The sequence below is a fragment of the Kitasatospora sp. NPDC034023 genome, from assembly GCF_055575795.1.
On record NZ_JBVIRY010000032.1, the window covers coordinates 18,838 to 37,475 of the forward strand.

Below are 18,638 nucleotides of genomic sequence, written 5' to 3' on the forward strand. Positions count from 1 at the left end.
ACAGGACGCGTCATGACCACCGCACCCGAGCAACCCCTCGCCCTGATCACCGGCGGTACCCGCGGCATCGGCCTGGCCATCGCCCGCGAACTCGGCAGCCGCGGCCACCGTGTCTTCATCTGCGCCCGCACCGCCCAGCACATCGACCAGGCGCTGGCCACCCTGCGCGGCGAGGGCCACCAGGCCGACGGCCTGCCGTGCGACGTCCGCGACCCCGCCCAGGTCGCCGAGCTGATCCGGCACGCGGTCGCCGAACACGGCCCGATCACCGTGCTGGTCAACAACGCCGGACGCACCGGCGGCGGGCCCACCGCGACCACCACCGACGACCTGTGGTACGACGTCATCGACACCAATCTGAACGCCGTCTTCCTGGTCACCCGGGAAACCCTCCGGCACGGCCACATCACCAGCACCACGCACCCCCGCATCATCAACATCGCGTCCACGGCCGGGAAACAGGCCGTCACCCTGGGCGCGCCGTACACCGCGAGCAAGCACGCCGTGATCGGCTTCACCCGGGCGCTGGCCAAGGAGCTGGCTCCCACCGGCACCACCGTCAACGCCATCTGCCCCGGCTACGTCCAGACCCCGCACACCACCCGGATCCACCACGAGTACGCGACCGCCTACAACACCACCCCCGAGACCATCCACCAACACTTCCGGACGCACATCCCGCTCGGCCGCTACACCACCCCCGAGGAGGTCGCCTCGCTGGCCGGCTACCTCACCACCCCGACCGCCGCCAGCATCACCGCCCAGGCACTCAACGTCTGCGGCGGCCTCGCCACCCAGTAACCCCGGCGCGATCCTGGCCGGCCCACGGGAAGGACTCGGGCTCCGGTGCCCTGATCAGTGATGACGAACCGTCAGTTCTCCAGCGCACCCGTCACCTTGCTGGTGTCCGGCGCACCCGCGCCCGAGCCCTGCCTGCCCGCCGCCCGCCCGCCGAGACGGCTCGACGCCGGGGCGGTGAGCGCCGCACTGGCCCGCACGGCGGCCGGGCCCCGGCCGGCCGCCGTCCGGCCCGCCCGGGCGAAGGAGTTCCTGCTGGTCGAGCTGCACCGGACGTACCGGCCGGACGTGCTGCGCGCCGCGCTGGAGGCCGCTCTGCAGGCCGTCCTGCCGGAGCCGGGCGGCACCGGGGCGGACCTGCTGTGGCAGCGAACGGCGGACGGCCCGGAGGACCTCGACCGGCTGCTCACCGAGCTGGGGCGCAGCCTCGCCACCGGGCCCCGACTGCGGGCGGTCCTGGTCGAGGACCCACGGGACGGCAGGTCCGGCCCGGACAGCCCGCACGACTCGGACGGCACGCACGGCGCGCACGGCCCGGTGCGGCTCTTCGTCGGCCTCGCGCCCGGCCCGCCCGGGCCCGCCCTCGCGCTGCTGGAGGAGCTGCGCCAAGCGCTGGCGCACCCGCCGGAGCCCGTCACCGTGCCGACCAGCGCGCTGCAGCGGGAGATGTTGCGCCAGGTCCTCGGGCAGCCGGACCACGGCGGTCGGCACGTCGAACAGCTGTCCTGGCACTGGCACGGGCCGCTGGACACCGAGCGCTTCACGGCGGCCTGGCAGTCCGTCATCGACCACGAGACGGTGCTGCGCGCGGCCTTCGACTGGGACGAGGACGGCGACGGGAACGGCAACGAGGACCGCCACGGCGGCCGCGACCGCGAGCCGTGGATGGTGCTCCACGAACACGCCGCCCCCGAGGTCACCCGGCACCCGCACGACGCCGCCGACTGGGACGAACTGCTCGCCGCCGACCGCCGACGCGGCTTCGACCTGCGCCGCCCCGCCCTGCTGCGCGCCACCCTGCTCGACACCCCGCCGGACGCCGACGAGGGACCCGCCACCCGGGTGCTGCTCAGCTACCACCACGCGATGCTGGACGGCTGGAGCGTGCGCCTGCTGCTGCAGTCCTTCTACCGCGCCTACCTCACCGGCGGCGTCCTGCCCGGCGGCGAGCGCCGCCCCGACATACGCGACCACGCCCGCTGGCTGCAGGCCGAAAACACCGACGCCGCACGGCAGTTCTGGTCCACCCGGCCCGGCGCCACCGCCGTCCTGCCGCTCGCCCCCGACCCGCGCCGACGCGGCAGCGGCCGAGCCCGGCGCCGGCTCACCCCGTACGAGGCGGTACGGCTGCGCGGCTGGGCGGCCGCCTCGGGCGCGGGCGAGAGCAGCGCGCTGCAGGCCGCCTGGGCGCTGCTGCTGTACCGCGCCGCGCAGGCCGGCCGGCCCCGCCGCCCGGCCCAGGCCGTGCGGGTCGGCTTCGCGGTGACCGTCTCCGGCCGGGGCATCCCGCTGGACGGCATCGACCGGCTGCCCGGCGCGCTGCGCAACCCGCTGCCGATCACCGTCCGGGTCCACCCGGGCACCACCGTGCCGCAACTGCTCGCGGCACTGCGCGACGGGGTCCTCGACCTCGCCGCGTACGAGTGGGTCTCCCCCGGGCAGGCACACCACTGGACCGCCGGCTCACGCGGACCACGGCCCAATAGCCTCGTCGTGCTGGAACACCAGCCGACCGCGACGCACCACCTGCGGCTGGAGAACGACCTGGCTGCACACGGCATCCACGTGGAGAGCCCGGCACCGGCCGGCACCTTCACCTCGTACCCGATCACCCTCGCCGCCCACTACGACACCACCGGCGGCCTGGTCCTCACCACCACCCACGACCGCGCCCTGCTCGCCGACCAGGACGCCGTCGAACTCCTCAGCCAGAGCGCCCACTTGCTGCGCAGCTTCCCGGACCTGCCGAGCGCGCTGAGCACCACCGAGGTGCTGCGCACCACGCTCGCCGGACAGCCGGCGCCACGGCTGGGCGAGCCCGGGGGCGGCGCCGCGGAGTCCGCGGGCCGCCCGGACGGCCCGGGCGGCCCAGCAGGCTCCGGGGTCCCGGGCGCGGACAGCCCGGCGGTGCGGCTGGACGTGCTGCGCCAGGCCACCCGCCCGGGCGCGGGCTGGGTGCTGCTGCTGTCCCCGCCCGGCGTCCCGCGCACCCGCTACCCCGGCGCCGCCCGCGGCTGGCCCGGCCCGCAGGCCCTCGGTGTGCTGCGCCCGGTCGAGACCGACCCACCGGCCGCCGCCTACCGGCCGGTACTCGGCCCGCTGCTGGAGTCCCGCGCGCCGGTCGCACTCGTCGCCCCGCCGGGGCTCGGCGTGACCGCGTACGAGATCGCCCGGCTGGGCCCCCCGGCCCACCCGCCACTGGTGGTGCTGCTCGGCGAGGACAGCGACCTGGCGGCAGTGGCGGCGCTACTGGGCGGGCGGACGTAACCCGCCCGGCAGGCCGTGCCCGCACCCGCGCGAGGACCGACTCCCCTGCGTGCCGGCGGAGTCGCGGCCGGCGTGCGCAGCCCTCGGTGGACCGCGACGCCGTCGGGCACCTCGCCGGAGCGGGCGGGCACCCTGCGGACGGGCACCTCGCCGGAGCGGACGGGCACCCTGCGGACGGGCACCTCGCCGGAGCGGGCGGGCACCCTGCGGACGGGCACCTCGCCGGAGCGGACGGGCACCTCTCCGGGGCGGGCGCGCACCCTGCGGACGGGCACCCGGCGCCCGGGCGGCACTACGGTGGGCCTCATGGCCCGTTTCGTCCTGACCCGCCGTTCGCCGCTGCCGCCGGCCGTCTGCTGGGAGCGGCTGACGGCCTGGCCCCGGCACGGGGAGCGGGTGCCGTTCACCCGGGTCGGCGTCGCGCGGGGCACCGGCCGGGAGGCGGGCGACGTCGTCCTGGCCCGGACGTCCGTCGGGCCGCTGCGACTCGACGACCCGATGGAGATCGTCGAGCTGGCCGCTCCCGCACCCGGGCGCGACGGGCTCTGCCGGTTGGTCAAGCGCGGCCGCCCGGTGCGTGGCGGGGCCGTGCTGCGAGTCCGGGCCGTGGACGGCGGCAGTGAGGCGGTCTGGGCGGAGGAGCTGCGGATCGCCGGTCTGCCCCGGTTCGCCGATCCGGTCATCGCTGCCCTGGGGCGCGTCGTGTTCGGCCGGGTGCTGGACCGGCTGCTGGAGCCGTAGTCCGCGAACACCCTCCGGCCGACCTCAGGGCGCCGGCCTGCCGCAGGGCCCTGGCCTGCCTCGGGGCCGGACCAGAGCTCAGGGCCCGACCAGAGCTCAGGGCCCGGGCCGGTGCGGGTGCCACTCCGCCAGCAGGATGGTGGCGTCGTCGCGCAGCTGGTGGTCCTGGTGCGTGACCAGGGCGTGGATCAGGTGGCGCAGGGCCTCGGGGGCGGGGTCTCCGCCGGCCATGTGCTGGACGAGGGTGTCGGTCAGGCGGTGTTCCCCGAAGAGTTCGCCGGAGGTCGAGCGGGCCTCGGTGACCCCGTCGGTGTAGACCAGCAGCCGGTCGCCGGGCTGCAGTCTGGCGTGGTGGACGGGCTGCGGACCGTCCTCGTGGAAGCCGAGCCCGAGCGGCAGTTCGGCGGGCCGGCGCAGGGCGTCCGGGACGACACGGCCGTCCCGGATGAGCAGCGGCGGCGGGTGGCCGCAGTTGACCCAGGCCAGTTCGCCGGTGGCCGTGTCGAGGTCGGCGATCACCGCGGTCAGCAGCCGGTCGGGGATCCACTGGGCCAGCGTGCGGTCAATGGCCCGGACGATGTCGGCCAGGCCGCCGCCGGCCCGTCGGGTGCAGCGGCAGGCGGCCAGCGCGACCGAGCTGGCGCCACCGGAGGCCAGGTCGTGGCCCATCGCGTCGAACAGGGACACGTGCAGGCGGCTGCCCGCCATCGAGTGGTCGAAGGCGTCCCCGCCCACGTCGTAGGCCGGTTCCAGGACGGCGCTGGAGGTGACGTGGCGAGTGCCGATGGTGCGTGGTGGCAGGAAGGCCCACAGCAGTTCGGCCTGGAGGCTCATCCGCTCCCTGCGGCCGACCTCCACGATGACGTCGCTGTACGCGCTCTTCGACACCACCAGCAGCGCGACCAGGGCCGCCAGCGCCTCGCAGCCGTCGATCGTGCCCCGGTCCCGCGCCCCGCCTTCGATCCGCAGGACGCCGATCCGCTCGACTCCGTCGACCAGCGGGAACCAGCCGACCGTGGACGGTCCCGAGGAGAGCTGGGTCTGCTGCAGCCGGTAGGCGCGGCCGCCGAGCGTCCCCTCGATGTCGATCTGGTGGCCGTCAGCCCCGTCCTCGGAACCGGGCAGCGGGACGAGGTGCCGCTGCTGGACGTCGGCCAGGAAGACCCACGCCCCGTCCGCGCCCAGCGCGCGGGCCGCCTCCCGGACCAGCCCGGGCAGCTCCGCCGCCCCGCCCTCCCGGGAACGGGCCAGCAGCCGGGCCAGCACGCCGCCCAGCACGGCATCGTCGCAGCTCACCGCTCGCACCTCCTGTCGGCTCCGCGCCTTCCCAGTGACGGCCCGATGCCGCACGTACGGACGGGGCCACGCATGGACGCGGCCGAAGCGGGCACACGCTGTTGCCGAACGGCTCGCTCCCCGTGGAAGGACGATCCCCATGCTCATTCTCGTTCTCGTCCTGTTGCTCGCGCTCATCCTGGGCGGCGCGGGCTTCGCCATACACATCCTGTGGTGGATCGCGCTCGCCGTCCTGGTGCTGTGGGTCCTGGGCTTCGTGTTCACCTCGGGTGACCGCGGCGGCGGCCGACGGTGGTACCGGTGGTAGCCATACCCCTCGCAGGACCGTCGGGGCGGCCATGGCCGGGGCGACGGTCCTGGCCGGGGCGGCCCCGGCCGGCGCGGGCGCGGGTCTGTCACGGCGCCCGGGTGTCGGCTGCGGGCGGCTCGGGCTCGTCGTCGTCCTCCCCCTTGGCCCGGACGTCCGGCGGTGTGGGGGCGGTGATGTTCCGCTGCTCCGAGGACCGCTCGCGCGTCTCGTCGTCGACCTGCGGGGTTTCGTTCGCCTCGGGAACGCTCATGGCAATCGTCCTTCCGTCAACGTGTCGGCCAGGGTGGCCTCCACCAGGGTGGCCTTCAGTGGTGCGGTGACCGCCGGGCTCAGGGCTCAGACCTCCTCCTCCATGCCGATGGCCTTTTCGAGTGCGCTGCGGGCATCGCCCGGGTCCTTCCCGTCGGCCTGCCGCAGCAGGGCGGTGGCAATGGCGTCGAGTTTGCGCTGAACGGCGTGCTCCGCTCGGCGTTCGGCGTTCTTGAGCAGGGTCAGGAGCAGGAGGTTCAGCGCGGTCATGGTGTCCCCGACCAGGATCTGCCACTCCAGGGCCAGGCCGGCGGCGTGCACCGCCACGAAGGCCAGCACCAGGAGCACGCAGGCCGCGTAGAAGGCCGGGGAGCTGGTGAGGTTGGAGGCCGCCTCCGCCAACCGTTCGAACCGGCCCCGGCCCGTACGGCTGCGCTCGGATGGATGCTGGAAGGCCATGACGCCGTTCCCGTCGCCGGACCGGTCAGGACGCCGGGCGCGGCCGGCGACGCGGCGGCACCCTTCGCGCACCGCCCTGGGGGATCCCGTTCACGGCTGCCTCCTCGTCCCGTGCTGTGTTCTGCTGTCCCGTGCTGCGTCCGCTGTCGCTTCGCGCGTGCCCGGCCCACGGCGGAGCAATCCGTGCCGACGACCGGAGATCCGCGGGTGTCGGCCCGCGCGGCGGGGGCAGACGCCGGATGTGAACCCGATCGAACGAGCCCTGCGGGGCGTGGACGGTTTCCAGCAACGCCACCGGGCTTCCGGCGTGGTGGTAGGCGTCGTACGCAAGTACGGGGACGACCGCGGCGGGCTGCTGTCCGCCCTGATCACGTACTACGGCTTCGTCGCCCTGATCCCCCTGCTGCTCCTGCTCAGCACCGTGCTCGGATTCGTCCTGCACGGCCATCCCGGCGCCCAGCGCTCGGTCGTGGACTCCGCGCTCGCCGACTTCCCGATCATCGGCGACCAACTGCGCCAGAACGTCCACTCCCTCCAGGGCAGTGGCCTGGCCCTGCTCATCGGCGCGCTCGGAATGCTGTACGGGGCGCTCGGCATCGCGCAGGTCCTCCAGCACGCCATGGCCGAGGTCTGGAACATCCCCGGGGTGCAGCGGCCCGGCTACTTGCCCCGGCTGGCGCGCAGCCTGCTGCTGTTCGCCGTGCTGGGCACCGGGCTGGTACTGGGCACGGCGGCCGCCTCGCTGCTCGGCACCGCCCTGGGCGGGGTGCCCGCCCGGATCGGGGGCCTGATCGTCTCGGCGCTGCTGAACACCGCCCTGTGCCTGGCCTGCTTCCGGGTGCTCACCCCACGCGAGGTCCCCACCCGGGCACTGTGGCCCGGCTGCGCGCTCGCCGGGCCGCTGTTCACCGCCCTCCAGGCCAGCGGCTCACTCCTGGTCACCCACGAGCTGCGCCACGCGAGCCAGATCTACGGCTTCTTCGCGACCGTGATCGGTCTGCTCTTCTGGCTCTACCTGGCCGCCCAGGTCACCGTGTACGCGGCCGAGACCAACGTCGTGCTCGCCCGCCGGCTCTGGCCGCGCAGCCTGCTGCAGCCGCCGCTCACGGACGCCGACGAGGCGGTCCTGTCCTCCGTCGCCCGGCAGGAGGAACGCCGCCCCGAACAGCACGTCGACGTGTCCTTCCAGGAGGAGGAAGGGCCCGAGGGCGACGGGAAAGAGCCCGGAGACGGGAAGAAGTCGGGGGGCGGGAAGAAGTCGGGCGGCGGCGGCCGGGGCCGGGGGGACGGATGACCGGCCTCCCGGCCCTCAGACCTCGAGAACGGACCCCTCACCGGTGAGGCTCACTGGTGAGGGGTCGATTCCTTCCGCGTTCCCGGGCGGTCAGCCCTCCAGCGCGTCGGCGATGCGGCGCAGCACACCACCGGAGGTCGGTCGGCGCGGTGCGGTCTCGCGCACGGCCTGCATCCGCTCGCCGATCTCCCGCAGCTCATTGCGGCCGAGGGCGGCCCGGACCTTCGGGAACCAGTCGTCCTCTTCCTCTTCGATGTGCCGCTCGACGGCGTCGATCAGGACGGCGGTCTTGGCGTCGTAGCCGTCGTCGTCGGGGGCCATCCGGCTCAGCTCCTCGCAGAGCAGGTCGGCGACGTGGTGTTCCTCCTTGGCACGGTCCATGGTCTCGGCGAGCCCGGGCACCTCCTTGCGGATCCTGGGGTAGACCAGCTCGTCCTCCAGGTAGGTGTGGACGGTCAGCGCCTCGACGATCTGCTCGACCTTCTCGTGCCGCGCCTGCGCGCCGCCGTCGCCGTCGCCCTGGACGAGTCCCCGGTACTCGCGGAACAGGCGGCGGACTTCCTTGTGGTCCTCCCGCAGCAGGACGATGGCATCGTTCGACATCGTGTGTCTCCTTGTCGATGGTCTTCCCCCATCGCCCGGGCGTGTCCCCGGACGGCTCCCGGCCAAACGCGGCCCGGCGACGGGGGCAGCGCCCGCCCCGGACCGTTCCTCCGCGTTGCGGTCAGTGCTCGCCGTGGCCGCCGTAGCGCTTCTGCCACTCCCGGGCGCGGGCGTTGTGCCATTCCACGCCCTGCACCGCCTGGTGTTCGGACAGGCCGCTCAGTCGGGCGACCACGCTGATCGGGACGGGCTCGTCGCTGTCCGCGATGGCTCGGCAGACCTTGCCGGCCCACTGCTCCTCCTGGACGAAGGGGCGGTGGCGGTAGTCCTCGATCAGGGCGGCCAGGTGGTCGACCGAGCAGGCCATGAGGATGCGTTTGCCGTCCAGGTCCGGGTCGGTGGGGTGCAGCGCGGAGGAATCCGGCACCAGGGCGCCGAGCAGGTCGGCGTTGGCGACGGCCAGTCCGCAGTGGTCGCACAGGTCCAACTGGTCCGCGTCGTCGCCGGCGGGATCGCCGGTCGGTGGTCCGATGTCCTCCATGCCGCCGCGCCTACCCCGCGTGGCCGAGGCCAACCGGGCCGGTGTGGGCGGCGGCCCGGGAAGCGGCTCGTCGGTCCCCGGGTGTCGCGCACACCCGTGCGGCTCCGCCCCTGGGGACGGAGCCGCACGGGATGCTGCCGCACGGGACGGAGCCGGGATCAGCCGGGGCTGATCCGCCCCCGCCAGCCGCCTTCCTCCTGGCCGCGGTGCTCGATGAACTCCTTGAACCGCTTCAGGTCCCCCTTGACCCGCCGGTCGACCGCACCCATCGCGGAGCCGGCCTTCTCGACCATGCCCTCGGGCCGGAAGTCGATGGCCATGTTGATCCGGGTGCGCCCCTCGTCGAGCCGCTGGAACGTCACCACGCCCTTCTGCTCGACCTCGCCGTCCGTGGTGCGCCAGGCGATCCGCTCGTCGGGCAGCTGGTCGACGATCTCGGTGTCGAACTCGCGGCTGACGCCGCCGATGCTGGTGCGCCAGTGGTTGTGCCGGTCGTCCAGCTGGGTCACCGCTTGGACGCCCTCCATGAAGCGCGGGAACTCCTCGAACTGGGTCCACTGGTTGTAGGCGGTGTGCAGCGGGACGTCGACGTCGACCGATTCCTTCACGATGCTCATCCGTGGCCTCCTCGCTGGTACGGGCCGGGTCATTTCCCGGCCGACCGCGCGTCTGCCCGGAGGGCCCCGGTGTAACCGTCCCGGCCCCGGTCGGGTCCGGGAGGGCCGAGAGGGCCGAGAGGGCCGGGACGGTGGTCAGCCCGCCAGGATCGCGACCGGGTCCCCCAGGCCGCCGACCCGGCCCGGCCTGCCCCGCGCGGCTACCCTGATCGGCTCATGACACCACCCGGCTGACACCACCCGGCTCCGGGGTTTGGCCGGCCCGTGCCCGGCTAGCCGCTCGGTATGGACACCTCACCCCTGCACACCCACCGCTGGTCCCGTCGGCTGCGCCGCGCCCTGGAGGCGCCGGAGCACTGGGACTTCCTCGACGCCCCGGCCCAGCCGCTCGCCGACGCGGCCGAGGCACTCCCGCTCGGGCCGTACCGCGACGCCCTGCACGGTGTGTGGCTCGGCCATCCGCTCCACCCGGCGCTGGTCCAGCTCCCCCTGGGCTGCTGGACGTCCGCCGCCCTGCTGGACTTCACCCCGGGCGGGCGCCGGTCGGCGGGCACCCTGGTGGCGGCCGGGCTGCTGGCCGCCGGACCCGCCGCGCTCGCCGGCTGGGTGGACTGGGCGCGGCTCGATCCGCCGCGCCGCCGCACCGGCCTGGTGCACGCGCTCTCCAACACCACCGGGGTACTGCTCTACGCCGGGTCGCTGCTGGCACGCTGCCGGGGGCACCGCGTCCGCGGCCGGGCGCTCGGCCTGGCCGGGCTGAGCGCCGTCTCGGCCGGGGCCGCGCTCGGCGCGCACCTGTCCTACCGGCAGGCCGCCGGACCGGACCGGGCCGCCGCCGTCCCCCGGTTGGCGCCGGCCGACTGGGTCGGCCTCGGCCCGCTGGAGGACTTCCCGGCCGACCGGGCCGTCCGCCGGACCGCCGGTGAGCTGGCCGTGGTCGTGGTCCGGGACGGCGAGAGCTGCCACGTGCTGGCCGAGCGCTGCGCCCACCTGTCCGGGCCGCTGTCCGAGGGCACCGTCGCCGACGGCTGCCTGCGCTGCCCGTGGCACGGCAGCGAGTTCCGGCTGCGGGACGGCCAGGTGGTGCACGGTCCGGCCACCGCGCCGCAGCCGGTGCTGGAGACCCGGGTGCTCTCGGGGCACCTGGAGGTGCGGCTGCCGGGGGCAGGGTGACCGGCGCCGGTTGGCTGGGGCAGGTGACTGGCGCCGGTTGGTTGGGGCCGGTTGACCAGGGCTGATTGGCTGGAGCCGGTTGACCGCGTCACCGGGCGGCGTTTCGCGCCCACGACCGGGGGCAGCCGCCCGGGGAGCACGCCTGGAGGAAACGACCGCCGTCGTCCGATGGCCCGACCCGCGCCGCCGCGCCTGCCCGGGCCTGACGGTGCGGACGAAACGACCGGAAAGACACTCGTCATGCTGGTGCTTCGACCACCCGGGGTCTATCCCCCGCAGGGGGACACTCGGCTGCTGGCCCGGTGCGTGCGCCGGGAGCATCTGGACGCCTCCGGGCGGGTGCTCGACCTCTGCACCGGAACGGGGGCGGTCGCGCTGGTGGCCGCGCGGACGGGGGCGCAGGTCACCGCGGTGGACCTGTCCGCCCGCTCCGTCGCGACCGCCTGGCTGAACAGCCGCCTGCACCACCTCCGTATCCGGCTGCGCCGGGGCGATCTGCTGGCCCCGGTGGCCGGTGGGCGGTTCGACCTGATCACCGCCAATCCCCCGTACGTCCCCGTCGATCCCGCCGCGGGCGCGGCCGGCCGGGGCGCCGCGCTGGCCTGGGACGCCGGGCCGGACGGGCGGCTCGTCCTGGACCGGATCTGCCGGACGGCCCCCGGCCTGCTCGCCACCGGCGGTGTGCTGCTGCTCGTGCAGTCCTCGCTCGCGGACGTCCCCGCCACCCTCGCGCTGCTGCGCGCGGCGGGGCTGCGCGTGCACGTGGCGGCCCGGCGGCGGCAGCGGTTCGGGCCGGTGATGACCGCACGGGCCGCGCTGTTCGAGCGGCGCGGGCTGATCCGGCCGGGTGAGCGCGAGGAGGAGCTGGTGGTGGTGCGCGGTGTCCGCGAACGCTGACCGGGACGCGACCAGGGTGGTCGTCGTGCCGGGCGGTCCCCTGCTGGTCGAGGGCCCGGTGGAGGTGGTCCTGCCGGACGGCACGGTCCGGGTCTCCGAGCGCCCCGTGGTGGCGCTGTGCGCCTGCCGCCGGAGCCGGATCTACCCGTTCTGCGACACCAGCCACCGCAGGCGCGGCCGGCCGGGGCGGGGCTCAGGACGGACCGGCGGCCAGGGCGGGGCCGTCGGGCAGGGCGGGGCCGTCGGGCAGGGGTGAGCGGAGGGAGGTCCGCCCGGCCCGCCAGCAGTCGAGCAGGTGGTCCGCGAAGCGGCCGTCCACGACCGCGGCGGCGGCGATGCCGAACGCCACGTCCTTCGCCGACTCCGGCTCCGCGGCGACCAGTTCCTCGATGACCCCGCGCCGCACCAACTGCTCGTGGACGGCGTCCGCCTCGACGTGCTCGCGGTAGAAGAGGGTGCCGTCCGGGCCGCCGCCGAGCCGTTCGAGCGCCGCGGCCAGCCGGGCCGATCCGGGCGAGGAGGTGATCTCGATGGTGGCGAACTGCCCGACCGCCGCGAAGCGCAGGGCCCGGTGCAGGCCGAGGAGCGTCATCAGGTTGACCACCGCCAGGGTCGGCGCGGGAACCAGGTCCAGGTAGTGCCGGTAGCCGGGGTCCAGGCCGAAGGCCGTCATCATCCGGGCGAACAGCAGGGCGTGCGCCCGTTCGGGCCGTCCGGCGCCGTACTCGTCGTACAGGATCGCCATCAGCGCCGCCTGCGCGGGGCCGTGGATCCTCGGCAGCATCCACAGCTGCGGGTCCGCCTCCTTGAGGTGGTACAGCGAGCGGTGCACCAGGTACTCGCGGGCGTGCCGGAGTTCGCCCTCGGCCAGCAGGAAGTGCGAGGAACCGGTGCCGTCTGGGGGATCCGTCAGCGCCCGCTCCAGCGCCTCCCCCAGCGGCGGGACGGGGTCCGCCTCCGCGCGCACCTCGGCGAGGAACGGCCGTTCCAACGAGCGTCGCAGCGAGAGGAGTTCGGGGTCCCACTCCCAGCCGGGGTCGACGCCCGGCAGGCCCCGGTCGTGGAGTTCGTAGCAGAGGTGGAGAGCGAGCTGGTGGTCCTCGCCCCAGGGGTGGGTGAAAGGCCCGGGCGGCGCGAGCAGGCGTCCGGCGCCGGGCGCTCCCGCTCCCGCCAGCGCGAGCACCGCCGCCGACAGGGGCCCGCGCGGGGCGGGCGGGCCGCCCGTCGCCGCCGGGTGGTCGCCGAACCGTACGTCCCGCTGCCGCCCGTCCATGCCCTTCGCCTCCATACGCTTCGCCTCCATACGCTCCGCCTCCATACCCTCCGCCTCGTCGCCGCGCAGTACTCCGGGTCTGCGCAGTGCTCCGGGTCTACGCAGTACTCCCGGTCCGCAGGGTGCTTTCGGTCCGCCGTAGCGGGTGCCCGGGGTGCGCGGCCGCTAACGCGACGGGCGGGCCCCAACCGGACGGCGAGCGACCCGGATGCCCCGGCGAGCACGCACCTGCCCGCGAGCAGGGAGCCCCTGGGCGGCTCCCCCGCCGTACCGAGGGCCGGCGACAGGGCGGCCGTGGCGCCGTCAGCCCACAGGCCGTTGCACGAGCAGGCTGCTGTCGAGGTCGGCAAGCAGCTCGGCGGTGTCGCGGTGGACCTCGGCGGCGCCCGCGCCGAGGAGTTCCTGCGCGGAGAAGCCGCCGCTCTCGACAGCGACGCAGGGCACCCCGGCACGGTCGGCGGCGGCGATGTCCCAGACCGTGTCGCCGACGAACACCGTGTCCCGGGGGGCCGCGCCCGCACGGTCCAGGGCGGCCCGGACGAGGTCGGGCGCGGGTTTGGTGGCGGCCACGTCGTCCGCGGTGGTGGCGGCCGCGATCACGTCGTCGGCGTCCAGTGCGCGGCGCAGCACGGTCAGTTCCCGCTCGGAGGCGGAGCTGGCCAGGACGACCCGCAGGCCCCGGGCGGCGCAGGCGTGGAGGAGGTCGGCGGCGCCGGGCAGTGGCGTGATCGCGGGCCAGTGGGCGGCGTAGAGGGCGTCGTGGGCGGCGGTGATCGCGTCGTCGTCGCCGTGGTCGCGGTCCTCGCCGAGCAGGTGGTCGAGCAGTTGGTCGGCGCCCATGCCGATCGCCCGGTGGACCCGGGCGGTCGGGACCGTCCGGTCGTGCTGTCGCAGGGCTTGCCACCAGGCGAGCGCGTGGAAGTAGGCCGTGTCGAGCAGGGTCCCGTCGACGTCGAAGAGCGCCGCCGCGGTCGTGGTCACCTGGTCCTCCTTCGGTCCGCCGGACGTGGCCGTACGCTCGGGACGCTCTCGCTTAGCGCCCTCGGCGCCGGCCGACGGTCTCAGGCCGGGTCGTGCGGTCCGTCCGGGTCCTGCGGTCCGTCCGGGTCCTGCGGTCCGTCCGGGTCGCGAGGCGAATCGGCTTCCTCGGCCTCGTCGGCTTCCTCGGATTCCTCGACTTCGTCGGTCCAGCCGGGGGCCTCGCGGTCCTCCAGCTGTTCGCGCAGCCGCGTGAGGGTGGCGCTGAGCAGTCGGGAGACGTGCATCTGCGAGACGCCTATGCGTTCGGCGATCTGGGACTGGGTGCAGCCGTCCCAGAAGCGGAGCTTGAGGACGATCTGCTCGCGTCGCGGCAGGTCGGCGAGCAGCGGGCGCACGGCGGTGCGGAAGTCGACGAGTTCGATGCCCGGGTCGTAGCTGCCGAGCCGGTCGAGCAGGGCGCTGCCGCTCTCGTCGGCGTCCTGGTCGCGCAGCGCGTCCAGGGAGTTGGGGCGGTAGACCCGGCCCGCGAGCAGCCCCTCGGTGGCCTGTTCGACGGTGAGGTGCAGGCCCTCGGCGAGCTCCTCGGGCTGCGGCAGCCGGCCGAGTTCCTGTTCGAGGCGGTCCGAGCCGCGGGCGACGGTCAGGTACAGCTCCTGCATGCTGCGCGGCACCCGCACCGGCCAGGAGGTGTCGCGGAAGAACCGCTTGATCTCGCCGGTGATGGTCGGGATGGCGTAGGTGACGAACTCGACGCCGCGCTGTGGGTCGTAGCCGTCGACGGCCTTGATCAGGCCGATCGTGCCGACCTGGAGGATGTCCTCCATGTCCTCGGCGCGGTGCCGGAAGCGGGCGGCGATGAAGCGCACCAGCGGCATGTTGAGTTCGATGATCGTGCCGCGGACGTAGCTGTAGGCGTGGGATTCCCGGGCGAGGCCGGCCAGACGTTCGAACAGGGCGTCGCTGATTTCGCGGGCCTCCGTCTTCCCCATCGACCTCAGTTCGGCCTCGGAGGGTCTCGGCGGGAGGTCGGCAGGCAGATCCGGCAGGTCGGCGGGCAGCACGGGAGGCGTGACGGCATCCTGGCGGGCTGTTTCCAGTGAGGTGGACACTTGACTTCTCCTGGGCATCGGGGTGAACGCCCGGCGACGGGGCGCGAGCTTTCGTTCGCGCGTCGGGGGCTTCTTCCCCCAGGACCTGTGCCCGGCTTCTTCAAGCGCGGTCCCGGTGGCACCCGGCGGGTGCTGGAGCGGCCGGATCCGGTCGTGGCCGCTGCATGAGGTTCTACCCGACATACGACATTGAATTCATGTTTCGATCGTTTTTTTCTGATTTGTACGGGTAGTCGCGATCCCGTCACACCTCGAACCACCTCGGCCACGAAAGGAGGGGCATCATGCCCCGAGGATCCAGCCCCAAGCGGGAGCGCCAGTACGAGCACATCAAGGAGAGCGCGCTCGACCGGGGCGAGAGCGAGAAGCGGGCCAAGGAGATCGCCGCCCGGACGGTCAACAAGGAGCGCGCCCGGCACGGCGAGTCGGAGACCGCGAGCCGCAGCTCGATCAATGACGTGTCCTCCGGCCACCGCGGCGGGAAGCGCTCACACAGCGGTTCCCAGGGTCCGACCTACGACCAGCTGTACAACGAGGCCAAGCACCGCAACATCAAGGGCCGTTCGAAGATGAACAAACGCGAGCTGGCGAACGCGCTCGGCCACTGAGCCGAGCCGACCGACACCCGGCCGGCACCGGCGCCAAACCGGTGCCGGTGCCTAACCGGTGCCGGTGCCGGTGCCGCCTCCGGGGTCACGTCCTCCGGGGTCACGTCCCCCGGGGTCCCGTACGGCCCTCATGACCCGTCAGCTCGTGTTCTCCGCCATGGTCGACAAGAGGGACCGGGGCCGCCACCTCCAGCCAGACCCGCTTCCCGCCGCCCTCCGGCTCCGAGCCCCAGGACCGGGAGAGCCGCTCCACCACCCGCAGCCCGTGCCCGCCCGGCCGACCCGGGTCGGCGTACGGGCGCAGCCTCGGCGGCACCGGGCTCGCGTCCGCGACCTCGACCCGCAGCCGCTCGCCGTCCCAGCGCAACCGCAGCTCACGCGGGCCGCCGGGGGCGTGCATGCAAGCGTTGGTGACCAGCTCGGAGACCATCAGCAGGACATCTTCGACCACCAACTGCCGCTCCTCGTCGGCGGTCGGCAGCCAGTGCCAGGACCGCAGCACCTGCCGGCTGAACACACGGCTGCGCTGCACCGCACCGGCGCCGACCCAACTGCCGCCGCGGCCGGGGAAGACGAGCCTCCTGCTCACCTCCGCGCTCGGTGCCCCGACGGGGCGTGGGAGCGACACATGTCCGAAGAGGTCCATACCGTCCCCCTCACGCCGATCCGGGGTCGCCGGACCCACCCGGATCCCGCGGTGCCGGACCCGGCGGGTCCGTCCCGGAGGTGGCCCGGCAGGCCGCCTGGTCCTCGTCCATGACCAGCGTCTGCCCGGCGCTCCTGCGCCTACACGCGCGCCTGCACGCGCCCGGGCGCGGGGCCGGCAGCAGCCTCGGGCGCAGGCCCGTCGGACGACGTTTCGGCGCCGGCCGCCCGGCAAGACGCCCGCCATGCGGATCCACATCCCTCCGAGCCCCGGCCTCGCGACCGACGCCGGGCCCGGGCCGATCGACGTCAAGGGCGCCGCGTGCGGCGCACCCGCCCCGGGGCGGCGAGCCGCGGTCACCGGGGGAGCAGCCAGGCCGGTTCTGCCCACCTTCGGGGTGGAGGAGGAGTTCCTGCTGGTCGACCGGCACACCCGGCTGCCCGCCGAGCGTGCGCCCCAGGTCATCGCGGACGCCGCGACCGTGCTGGGCGAGCAGGTCCAGGCCGAGTTCTTCGCCGTTCAGGTGGAGGTGTGCACGCAGCCTGCCACCCGGCTCGACGAGTTGCGGGCCGACCTCGTCCGCCTGCGCTCGGTCGTCGCGGCCGCGGCGGCCGACGCCGACTGCCTGCTGGTGGCCTCGGGCACGCCGGTGCTCGGCGACCCGCGGCCGGGCCGGGTCACCGACGACCCGCGCTACCGGGCGATGGCGGCCCGCTACGAGGGGGTGGTCGACGGCTACGCCGGCGCGCTCTGCGGCTGCCACGTCCACCTGGGGACGGTGAGCCGCGGACAGGCGCTGGCACTGGGCAACCACCTGCGTCCCTGGCTTCCGGTCGTCCAGGCCATCGCGGTCAACTCCCCGTTCACGGACGGCCGGGACAGCGGGTACGCAAGCTGGCGCACCGTCCGGTGGGCGCGCTGGCCCACCGTCGGCCCGGCCCCGGTGCTGGACGAGGAGCAGTACGAGGCCCTGGTGGCCGCCCTGGTGAGGTCCGGCGTCCTGCTCGACCGCCGGATGGTCTACTGGTACGCCCGGCCCTCGGAGCACGTCCCGACGCTGGAGGTCCGGGTCGCCGACGTCAACGCAGACCTGCGGACCGTCCTGCTGCTCGCCGCGCTGCTGCGGGGGCTCGCCGTCGTCCTGCTCGACGAGATCGGCGAGGGACGGCCGGCCCCCGTGTGTCCGGCCGCGGTGGTCCGCGCCTCCCACTGGCAGGCCGCCCGCAGCGGTCTGTCCGGGAACGGCGTCGACCCGCTCACCGGACGGCACGTCCCGATGGCCGCACTCGCCGACCGCCTCCTCGAACGGGCCGCCCCCGGCCTGGCCGCCGCCGGTGACCTGGCCACGGTGGAAGCCGCCCTCACCCGGATCCACCGGCACGGCACCGGCGCCGACCGCCAGCGGCGCGCGCTGCGCCGCCGGGGCCGGCTGACCGCCGTGGTCGACGAGCTGGCGGCGCTCACCCTCGCGGCGCCCTGAGGCGGTCACGGCCGTGGACCCGACCGAAGCGCTGCGGCGGATCGCCTTCCTGCTGGAGTGGAACGGAGCCTCGCCCTACCGGGTCCGGGCGTTCCACACGGCCGCCGACGCGGTCCACGGCCTGGCGCCCGGGCCCGTGGACGCCGCCCGGGTCCGTCGGCTGCGGGGCGTCGGACCGGTCACCTCCGAGGTCATCGCGCAGGCCTCCACGGGCGTGACACCGCCGTACCTGGCCCGGCTGGAGGCCGAGGCGGGGCCCGCCGCGGCCGCCGGGTGGCAGCTGCTCGGCGCCGCGCGGGGCGACTGCCACCTGCACTCCGACTGGTCCGACGGCGGCCGCCCGATCGGGGAGATGGCCGAGGCCGCCCGCACTCTCGGGCACCGCTGGGCCGTGCTCACCGACCACTCGCCCCGGCTGACGATCGCCCACGGCCTCGAACCCGAACGGCTGCGGCGCCAACTCGACGCGGTCGCGGCCTGGAACGAGCAGGACGGCCCGTTCCGGCTGCTGACCGGGATCGAGTGCGACATCCTCGAGGACGGCTCCCTCGACCAGGAGCCGGACCTGCTCGGACGGCTCGACCTCGTGGTGGCCTCCGTGCACTCGAAGCTGCGCGCCGACCCGGAGCCGATGACCGCCCGGATGCTGGCGGCGGTCCGCGACCCGCGCACCGACGTCCTCGGGCACTGCACCGGGCGGATCGTCACCGGGCGGGGCCGGCCACCGTCCCGCTTCGACGCCGAGGCCGTCTTCACGGCCTGCGCCGAGGCCGGCACGGCGGTGGAGATCAACTGCCGCCCCGAGCGCCGCGATCCGCCCGACGAGCTGCTGCGCCTGGCCGCCGAGACGGGCTGCCTGTTCGCCGTCGACACCGACGCCCACGCGCCCGAGCAGCTCCACTGGATCACCTCCGGGTACGCCCGCGCCGCCCGCCTCGGCCTCGGCCCCGAACGGCTGGTCACCACCTGGCCACGCGAACGCCTGCTGGCGTGGGCGGGACCGACCCGGGGCTGATCACGCCTCCGTGCCCGGGCAGCTCTGGCAGCTCTGGCGGGTCCGGGCCCAGCCGGGTCAG

21 protein-coding genes are annotated in these 18,638 nt (G+C 74.8%); 11 read left to right on the plus strand and 10 right to left on the minus strand.

The annotated features are described in order from the left end of the window. Positions 1-12 precede the first annotated feature (12 nt). From ACZ52R_RS32900 to ACZ52R_RS32910, 3 genes are all read left to right on the plus strand, one after another. Positions 13-801 carry an SDR family NAD(P)-dependent oxidoreductase gene (locus ACZ52R_RS32900; protein WP_465614936.1) on the plus strand — a complete coding sequence of 263 codons (789 nt, stop codon included), beginning with the start codon at positions 13-15 and terminating at the stop codon, positions 799-801. A gap of 60 nt (positions 802-861) precedes the next feature. Continuing rightward, positions 862-3,285 (plus strand): condensation domain-containing protein, encoded by a 2,424-nt coding sequence (locus tag ACZ52R_RS32905; RefSeq protein WP_465754670.1) that lies wholly within the window; start codon positions 862-864, stop codon positions 3,283-3,285. A 72-nt stretch (positions 3,286-3,357) separates the two neighbouring features. Then, a complete protein-coding gene (locus ACZ52R_RS32910) occupies positions 3,358-4,026 on the plus strand; it encodes a hypothetical protein (RefSeq protein ID WP_465754671.1) in 669 nt (222 codons plus the stop codon). A gap of 96 nt (positions 4,027-4,122) precedes the next feature. Here the strand turns inward: ACZ52R_RS32910 and ACZ52R_RS32915 are convergent, their stop codons facing one another. Continuing rightward, positions 4,123-5,322: a PP2C family protein-serine/threonine phosphatase gene (locus ACZ52R_RS32915; protein WP_465614933.1), complete on the minus strand. Its 1,200-nt coding sequence runs from the start codon at positions 5,320-5,322 to the stop codon at positions 4,123-4,125. 139 nt (positions 5,323-5,461) lie between these two features. Between ACZ52R_RS32915 and ACZ52R_RS32920 the strand changes: the two genes are divergently transcribed. After that, positions 5,462-5,629: a hydrophobic protein gene (locus tag ACZ52R_RS32920; protein WP_465614932.1), complete on the plus strand. Its 168-nt coding sequence runs from the start codon at positions 5,462-5,464 to the stop codon at positions 5,627-5,629. A gap of 88 nt (positions 5,630-5,717) precedes the next feature. On the opposite strand, the gene ACZ52R_RS32925 is transcribed toward ACZ52R_RS32920, so the two are convergent. Continuing rightward, positions 5,718-5,882: a hypothetical protein gene (locus ACZ52R_RS32925; RefSeq protein WP_465614931.1), complete on the minus strand. Its 165-nt coding sequence runs from the start codon at positions 5,880-5,882 to the stop codon at positions 5,718-5,720. Positions 5,883-5,968: 86 nt separating this feature from the next. Beyond that, the gene (locus ACZ52R_RS32930) at positions 5,969-6,340 is read right to left on the minus strand and encodes a low affinity iron permease family protein (RefSeq protein ID WP_360510055.1); all 372 of its coding nucleotides are present in this window, start codon (positions 6,338-6,340) and stop codon (positions 5,969-5,971) included. Positions 6,341-6,581: 241 nt separating this feature from the next. On the opposite strand from ACZ52R_RS32930, the gene ACZ52R_RS32935 reads away from it, so the two are divergent. Next, a complete protein-coding gene (locus ACZ52R_RS32935; RefSeq protein WP_465614929.1) occupies positions 6,582-7,634 on the plus strand; it encodes a YihY/virulence factor BrkB family protein in 1,053 nt (350 codons plus the stop codon). A 90-nt stretch (positions 7,635-7,724) separates the two neighbouring features. On the opposite strand, the gene ACZ52R_RS32940 is transcribed toward ACZ52R_RS32935, so the two are convergent. The 3 genes from ACZ52R_RS32940 to ACZ52R_RS32950 all read right to left on the minus strand — a co-directional run bounded on the left by ACZ52R_RS32940 (position 7,725) and on the right by ACZ52R_RS32950 (position 9,395). After that, positions 7,725-8,237 (minus strand): hemerythrin domain-containing protein, encoded by a 513-nt coding sequence (locus tag ACZ52R_RS32940; protein ID WP_465614928.1) that lies wholly within the window; start codon positions 8,235-8,237, stop codon positions 7,725-7,727. Between the two features lie 121 nt (positions 8,238-8,358). After that, complete coding sequence (locus ACZ52R_RS32945; protein WP_465614927.1) at positions 8,359-8,778, minus strand: hypothetical protein; 420 nt, start codon at positions 8,776-8,778, stop codon at positions 8,359-8,361. 158 nt (positions 8,779-8,936) lie between these two features. Beyond that, positions 8,937-9,395, minus strand: a complete 459-nt coding sequence (locus tag ACZ52R_RS32950; RefSeq protein ID WP_360510051.1) for an SRPBCC family protein — start codon at positions 9,393-9,395, stop codon at positions 8,937-8,939. Positions 9,396-9,680: 285 nt separating this feature from the next. Between ACZ52R_RS32950 and ACZ52R_RS32955 the strand changes: the two genes are divergently transcribed. The 3 genes from ACZ52R_RS32955 to ACZ52R_RS32965 all read left to right on the plus strand — a co-directional run bounded on the left by ACZ52R_RS32955 (position 9,681) and on the right by ACZ52R_RS32965 (position 11,721). Next, positions 9,681-10,568 carry a Rieske (2Fe-2S) protein gene (locus tag ACZ52R_RS32955; RefSeq protein ID WP_465614926.1) on the plus strand — a complete coding sequence of 296 codons (888 nt, stop codon included), beginning with the start codon at positions 9,681-9,683 and terminating at the stop codon, positions 10,566-10,568. 240 nt (positions 10,569-10,808) lie between these two features. Beyond that, positions 10,809-11,465, plus strand: coding sequence for a HemK2/MTQ2 family protein methyltransferase (locus ACZ52R_RS32960; RefSeq protein ID WP_465614925.1), 657 nt, complete (start codon positions 10,809-10,811; stop codon positions 11,463-11,465). Continuing rightward, positions 11,449-11,721, plus strand: a complete 273-nt coding sequence (locus ACZ52R_RS32965) for a CDGSH iron-sulfur domain-containing protein (protein ID WP_360510048.1) — start codon at positions 11,449-11,451, stop codon at positions 11,719-11,721. Before ACZ52R_RS32960 ends, ACZ52R_RS32965 begins: the two co-directional genes overlap by 17 nt. Here the strand turns inward: ACZ52R_RS32965 and ACZ52R_RS32970 are convergent. The 3 genes from ACZ52R_RS32970 to ACZ52R_RS32980 all read right to left on the minus strand — a co-directional run bounded on the left by ACZ52R_RS32970 (position 11,659) and on the right by ACZ52R_RS32980 (position 14,846). Next, complete coding sequence (locus ACZ52R_RS32970) at positions 11,659-12,738, minus strand: iron-containing redox enzyme family protein (protein WP_465754703.1); 1,080 nt, start codon at positions 12,736-12,738, stop codon at positions 11,659-11,661. The genes ACZ52R_RS32965 and ACZ52R_RS32970 overlap by 63 nt on opposite strands. A gap of 303 nt (positions 12,739-13,041) precedes the next feature. Next, the gene (locus ACZ52R_RS32975) at positions 13,042-13,719 is read right to left on the minus strand and encodes an HAD family hydrolase (RefSeq protein ID WP_465614924.1); all 678 of its coding nucleotides are present in this window, start codon (positions 13,717-13,719) and stop codon (positions 13,042-13,044) included. A gap of 80 nt (positions 13,720-13,799) precedes the next feature. Next, positions 13,800-14,846, minus strand: a complete 1,047-nt coding sequence (locus tag ACZ52R_RS32980; protein WP_465754672.1) for a SigB/SigF/SigG family RNA polymerase sigma factor — start codon at positions 14,844-14,846, stop codon at positions 13,800-13,802. A gap of 266 nt (positions 14,847-15,112) precedes the next feature. Here ACZ52R_RS32980 and ACZ52R_RS32985 point away from each other — a divergent pair, with 266 nt between their 5' ends. Beyond that, complete coding sequence (locus tag ACZ52R_RS32985; protein ID WP_360510044.1) at positions 15,113-15,436, plus strand: plasmid stabilization protein; 324 nt, start codon at positions 15,113-15,115, stop codon at positions 15,434-15,436. A gap of 100 nt (positions 15,437-15,536) precedes the next feature. Here the strand turns inward: ACZ52R_RS32985 and ACZ52R_RS32990 are convergent, their stop codons facing one another. After that, positions 15,537-16,025, minus strand: coding sequence for an ATP-binding protein (locus tag ACZ52R_RS32990; RefSeq protein WP_465754673.1), 489 nt, complete (start codon positions 16,023-16,025; stop codon positions 15,537-15,539). 301 nt (positions 16,026-16,326) lie between these two features. Between ACZ52R_RS32990 and ACZ52R_RS32995 the strand changes: the two genes are divergently transcribed. Further along, entirely contained in the window at positions 16,327-17,562 is a 1,236-nt protein-coding gene (locus ACZ52R_RS32995) for a carboxylate-amine ligase (RefSeq protein ID WP_465614921.1), read from the plus strand. Positions 17,563-17,575: 13 nt separating this feature from the next. Then, positions 17,576-18,577 carry a PHP domain-containing protein gene (locus ACZ52R_RS33000; protein ID WP_465754674.1) on the plus strand — a complete coding sequence of 334 codons (1,002 nt, stop codon included), beginning with the start codon at positions 17,576-17,578 and terminating at the stop codon, positions 18,575-18,577. The last annotated feature ends 61 nt before the right edge of the window (positions 18,578-18,638 follow it).

Excerpts from the sequence above, each read along its gene's own strand:
- ACZ52R_RS32970 (WP_465754703.1), bottom strand. The coding sequence starts at position 12,738 with ATGGACGGGCGGCAGCGGGACGTACGGTTCGGCGACCACCCGGCGGCG.
- ACZ52R_RS32950 (WP_360510051.1), bottom strand. The coding sequence starts at position 9,395 with ATGAGCATCGTGAAGGAATCGGTCGACGTCGACGTCCCGCTGCACACC.
- ACZ52R_RS32945 (WP_465614927.1), bottom strand. The coding sequence starts at position 8,778 with ATGGAGGACATCGGACCACCGACCGGCGATCCCGCCGGCGACGACGCG.
- ACZ52R_RS32905 (WP_465754670.1), top strand. The coding sequence starts at position 862 with ATGACGAACCGTCAGTTCTCCAGCGCACCCGTCACCTTGCTGGTGTCC.
- ACZ52R_RS32955 (WP_465614926.1), top strand. The coding sequence starts at position 9,681 with ATGGACACCTCACCCCTGCACACCCACCGCTGGTCCCGTCGGCTGCGC.
- ACZ52R_RS32930 (WP_360510055.1), bottom strand. The coding sequence starts at position 6,340 with ATGGCCTTCCAGCATCCATCCGAGCGCAGCCGTACGGGCCGGGGCCGG.
- ACZ52R_RS32925 (WP_465614931.1), bottom strand. The coding sequence starts at position 5,882 with ATGAGCGTTCCCGAGGCGAACGAAACCCCGCAGGTCGACGACGAGACG.
- ACZ52R_RS32900 (WP_465614936.1), top strand. The coding sequence starts at position 13 with ATGACCACCGCACCCGAGCAACCCCTCGCCCTGATCACCGGCGGTACC.
- ACZ52R_RS32995 (WP_465614921.1), top strand. The coding sequence starts at position 16,327 with ATGCGGATCCACATCCCTCCGAGCCCCGGCCTCGCGACCGACGCCGGG.
- ACZ52R_RS32920 (WP_465614932.1), top strand. The coding sequence starts at position 5,462 with ATGCTCATTCTCGTTCTCGTCCTGTTGCTCGCGCTCATCCTGGGCGGC.
- ACZ52R_RS32960 (WP_465614925.1), top strand. The coding sequence starts at position 10,809 with ATGCTGGTGCTTCGACCACCCGGGGTCTATCCCCCGCAGGGGGACACT.
- ACZ52R_RS32985 (WP_360510044.1), top strand. The coding sequence starts at position 15,113 with ATGCCCCGAGGATCCAGCCCCAAGCGGGAGCGCCAGTACGAGCACATC.
- ACZ52R_RS32980 (WP_465754672.1), bottom strand. The coding sequence starts at position 14,846 with ATGCCCAGGAGAAGTCAAGTGTCCACCTCACTGGAAACAGCCCGCCAG.
- ACZ52R_RS32940 (WP_465614928.1), bottom strand. The coding sequence starts at position 8,237 with ATGTCGAACGATGCCATCGTCCTGCTGCGGGAGGACCACAAGGAAGTC.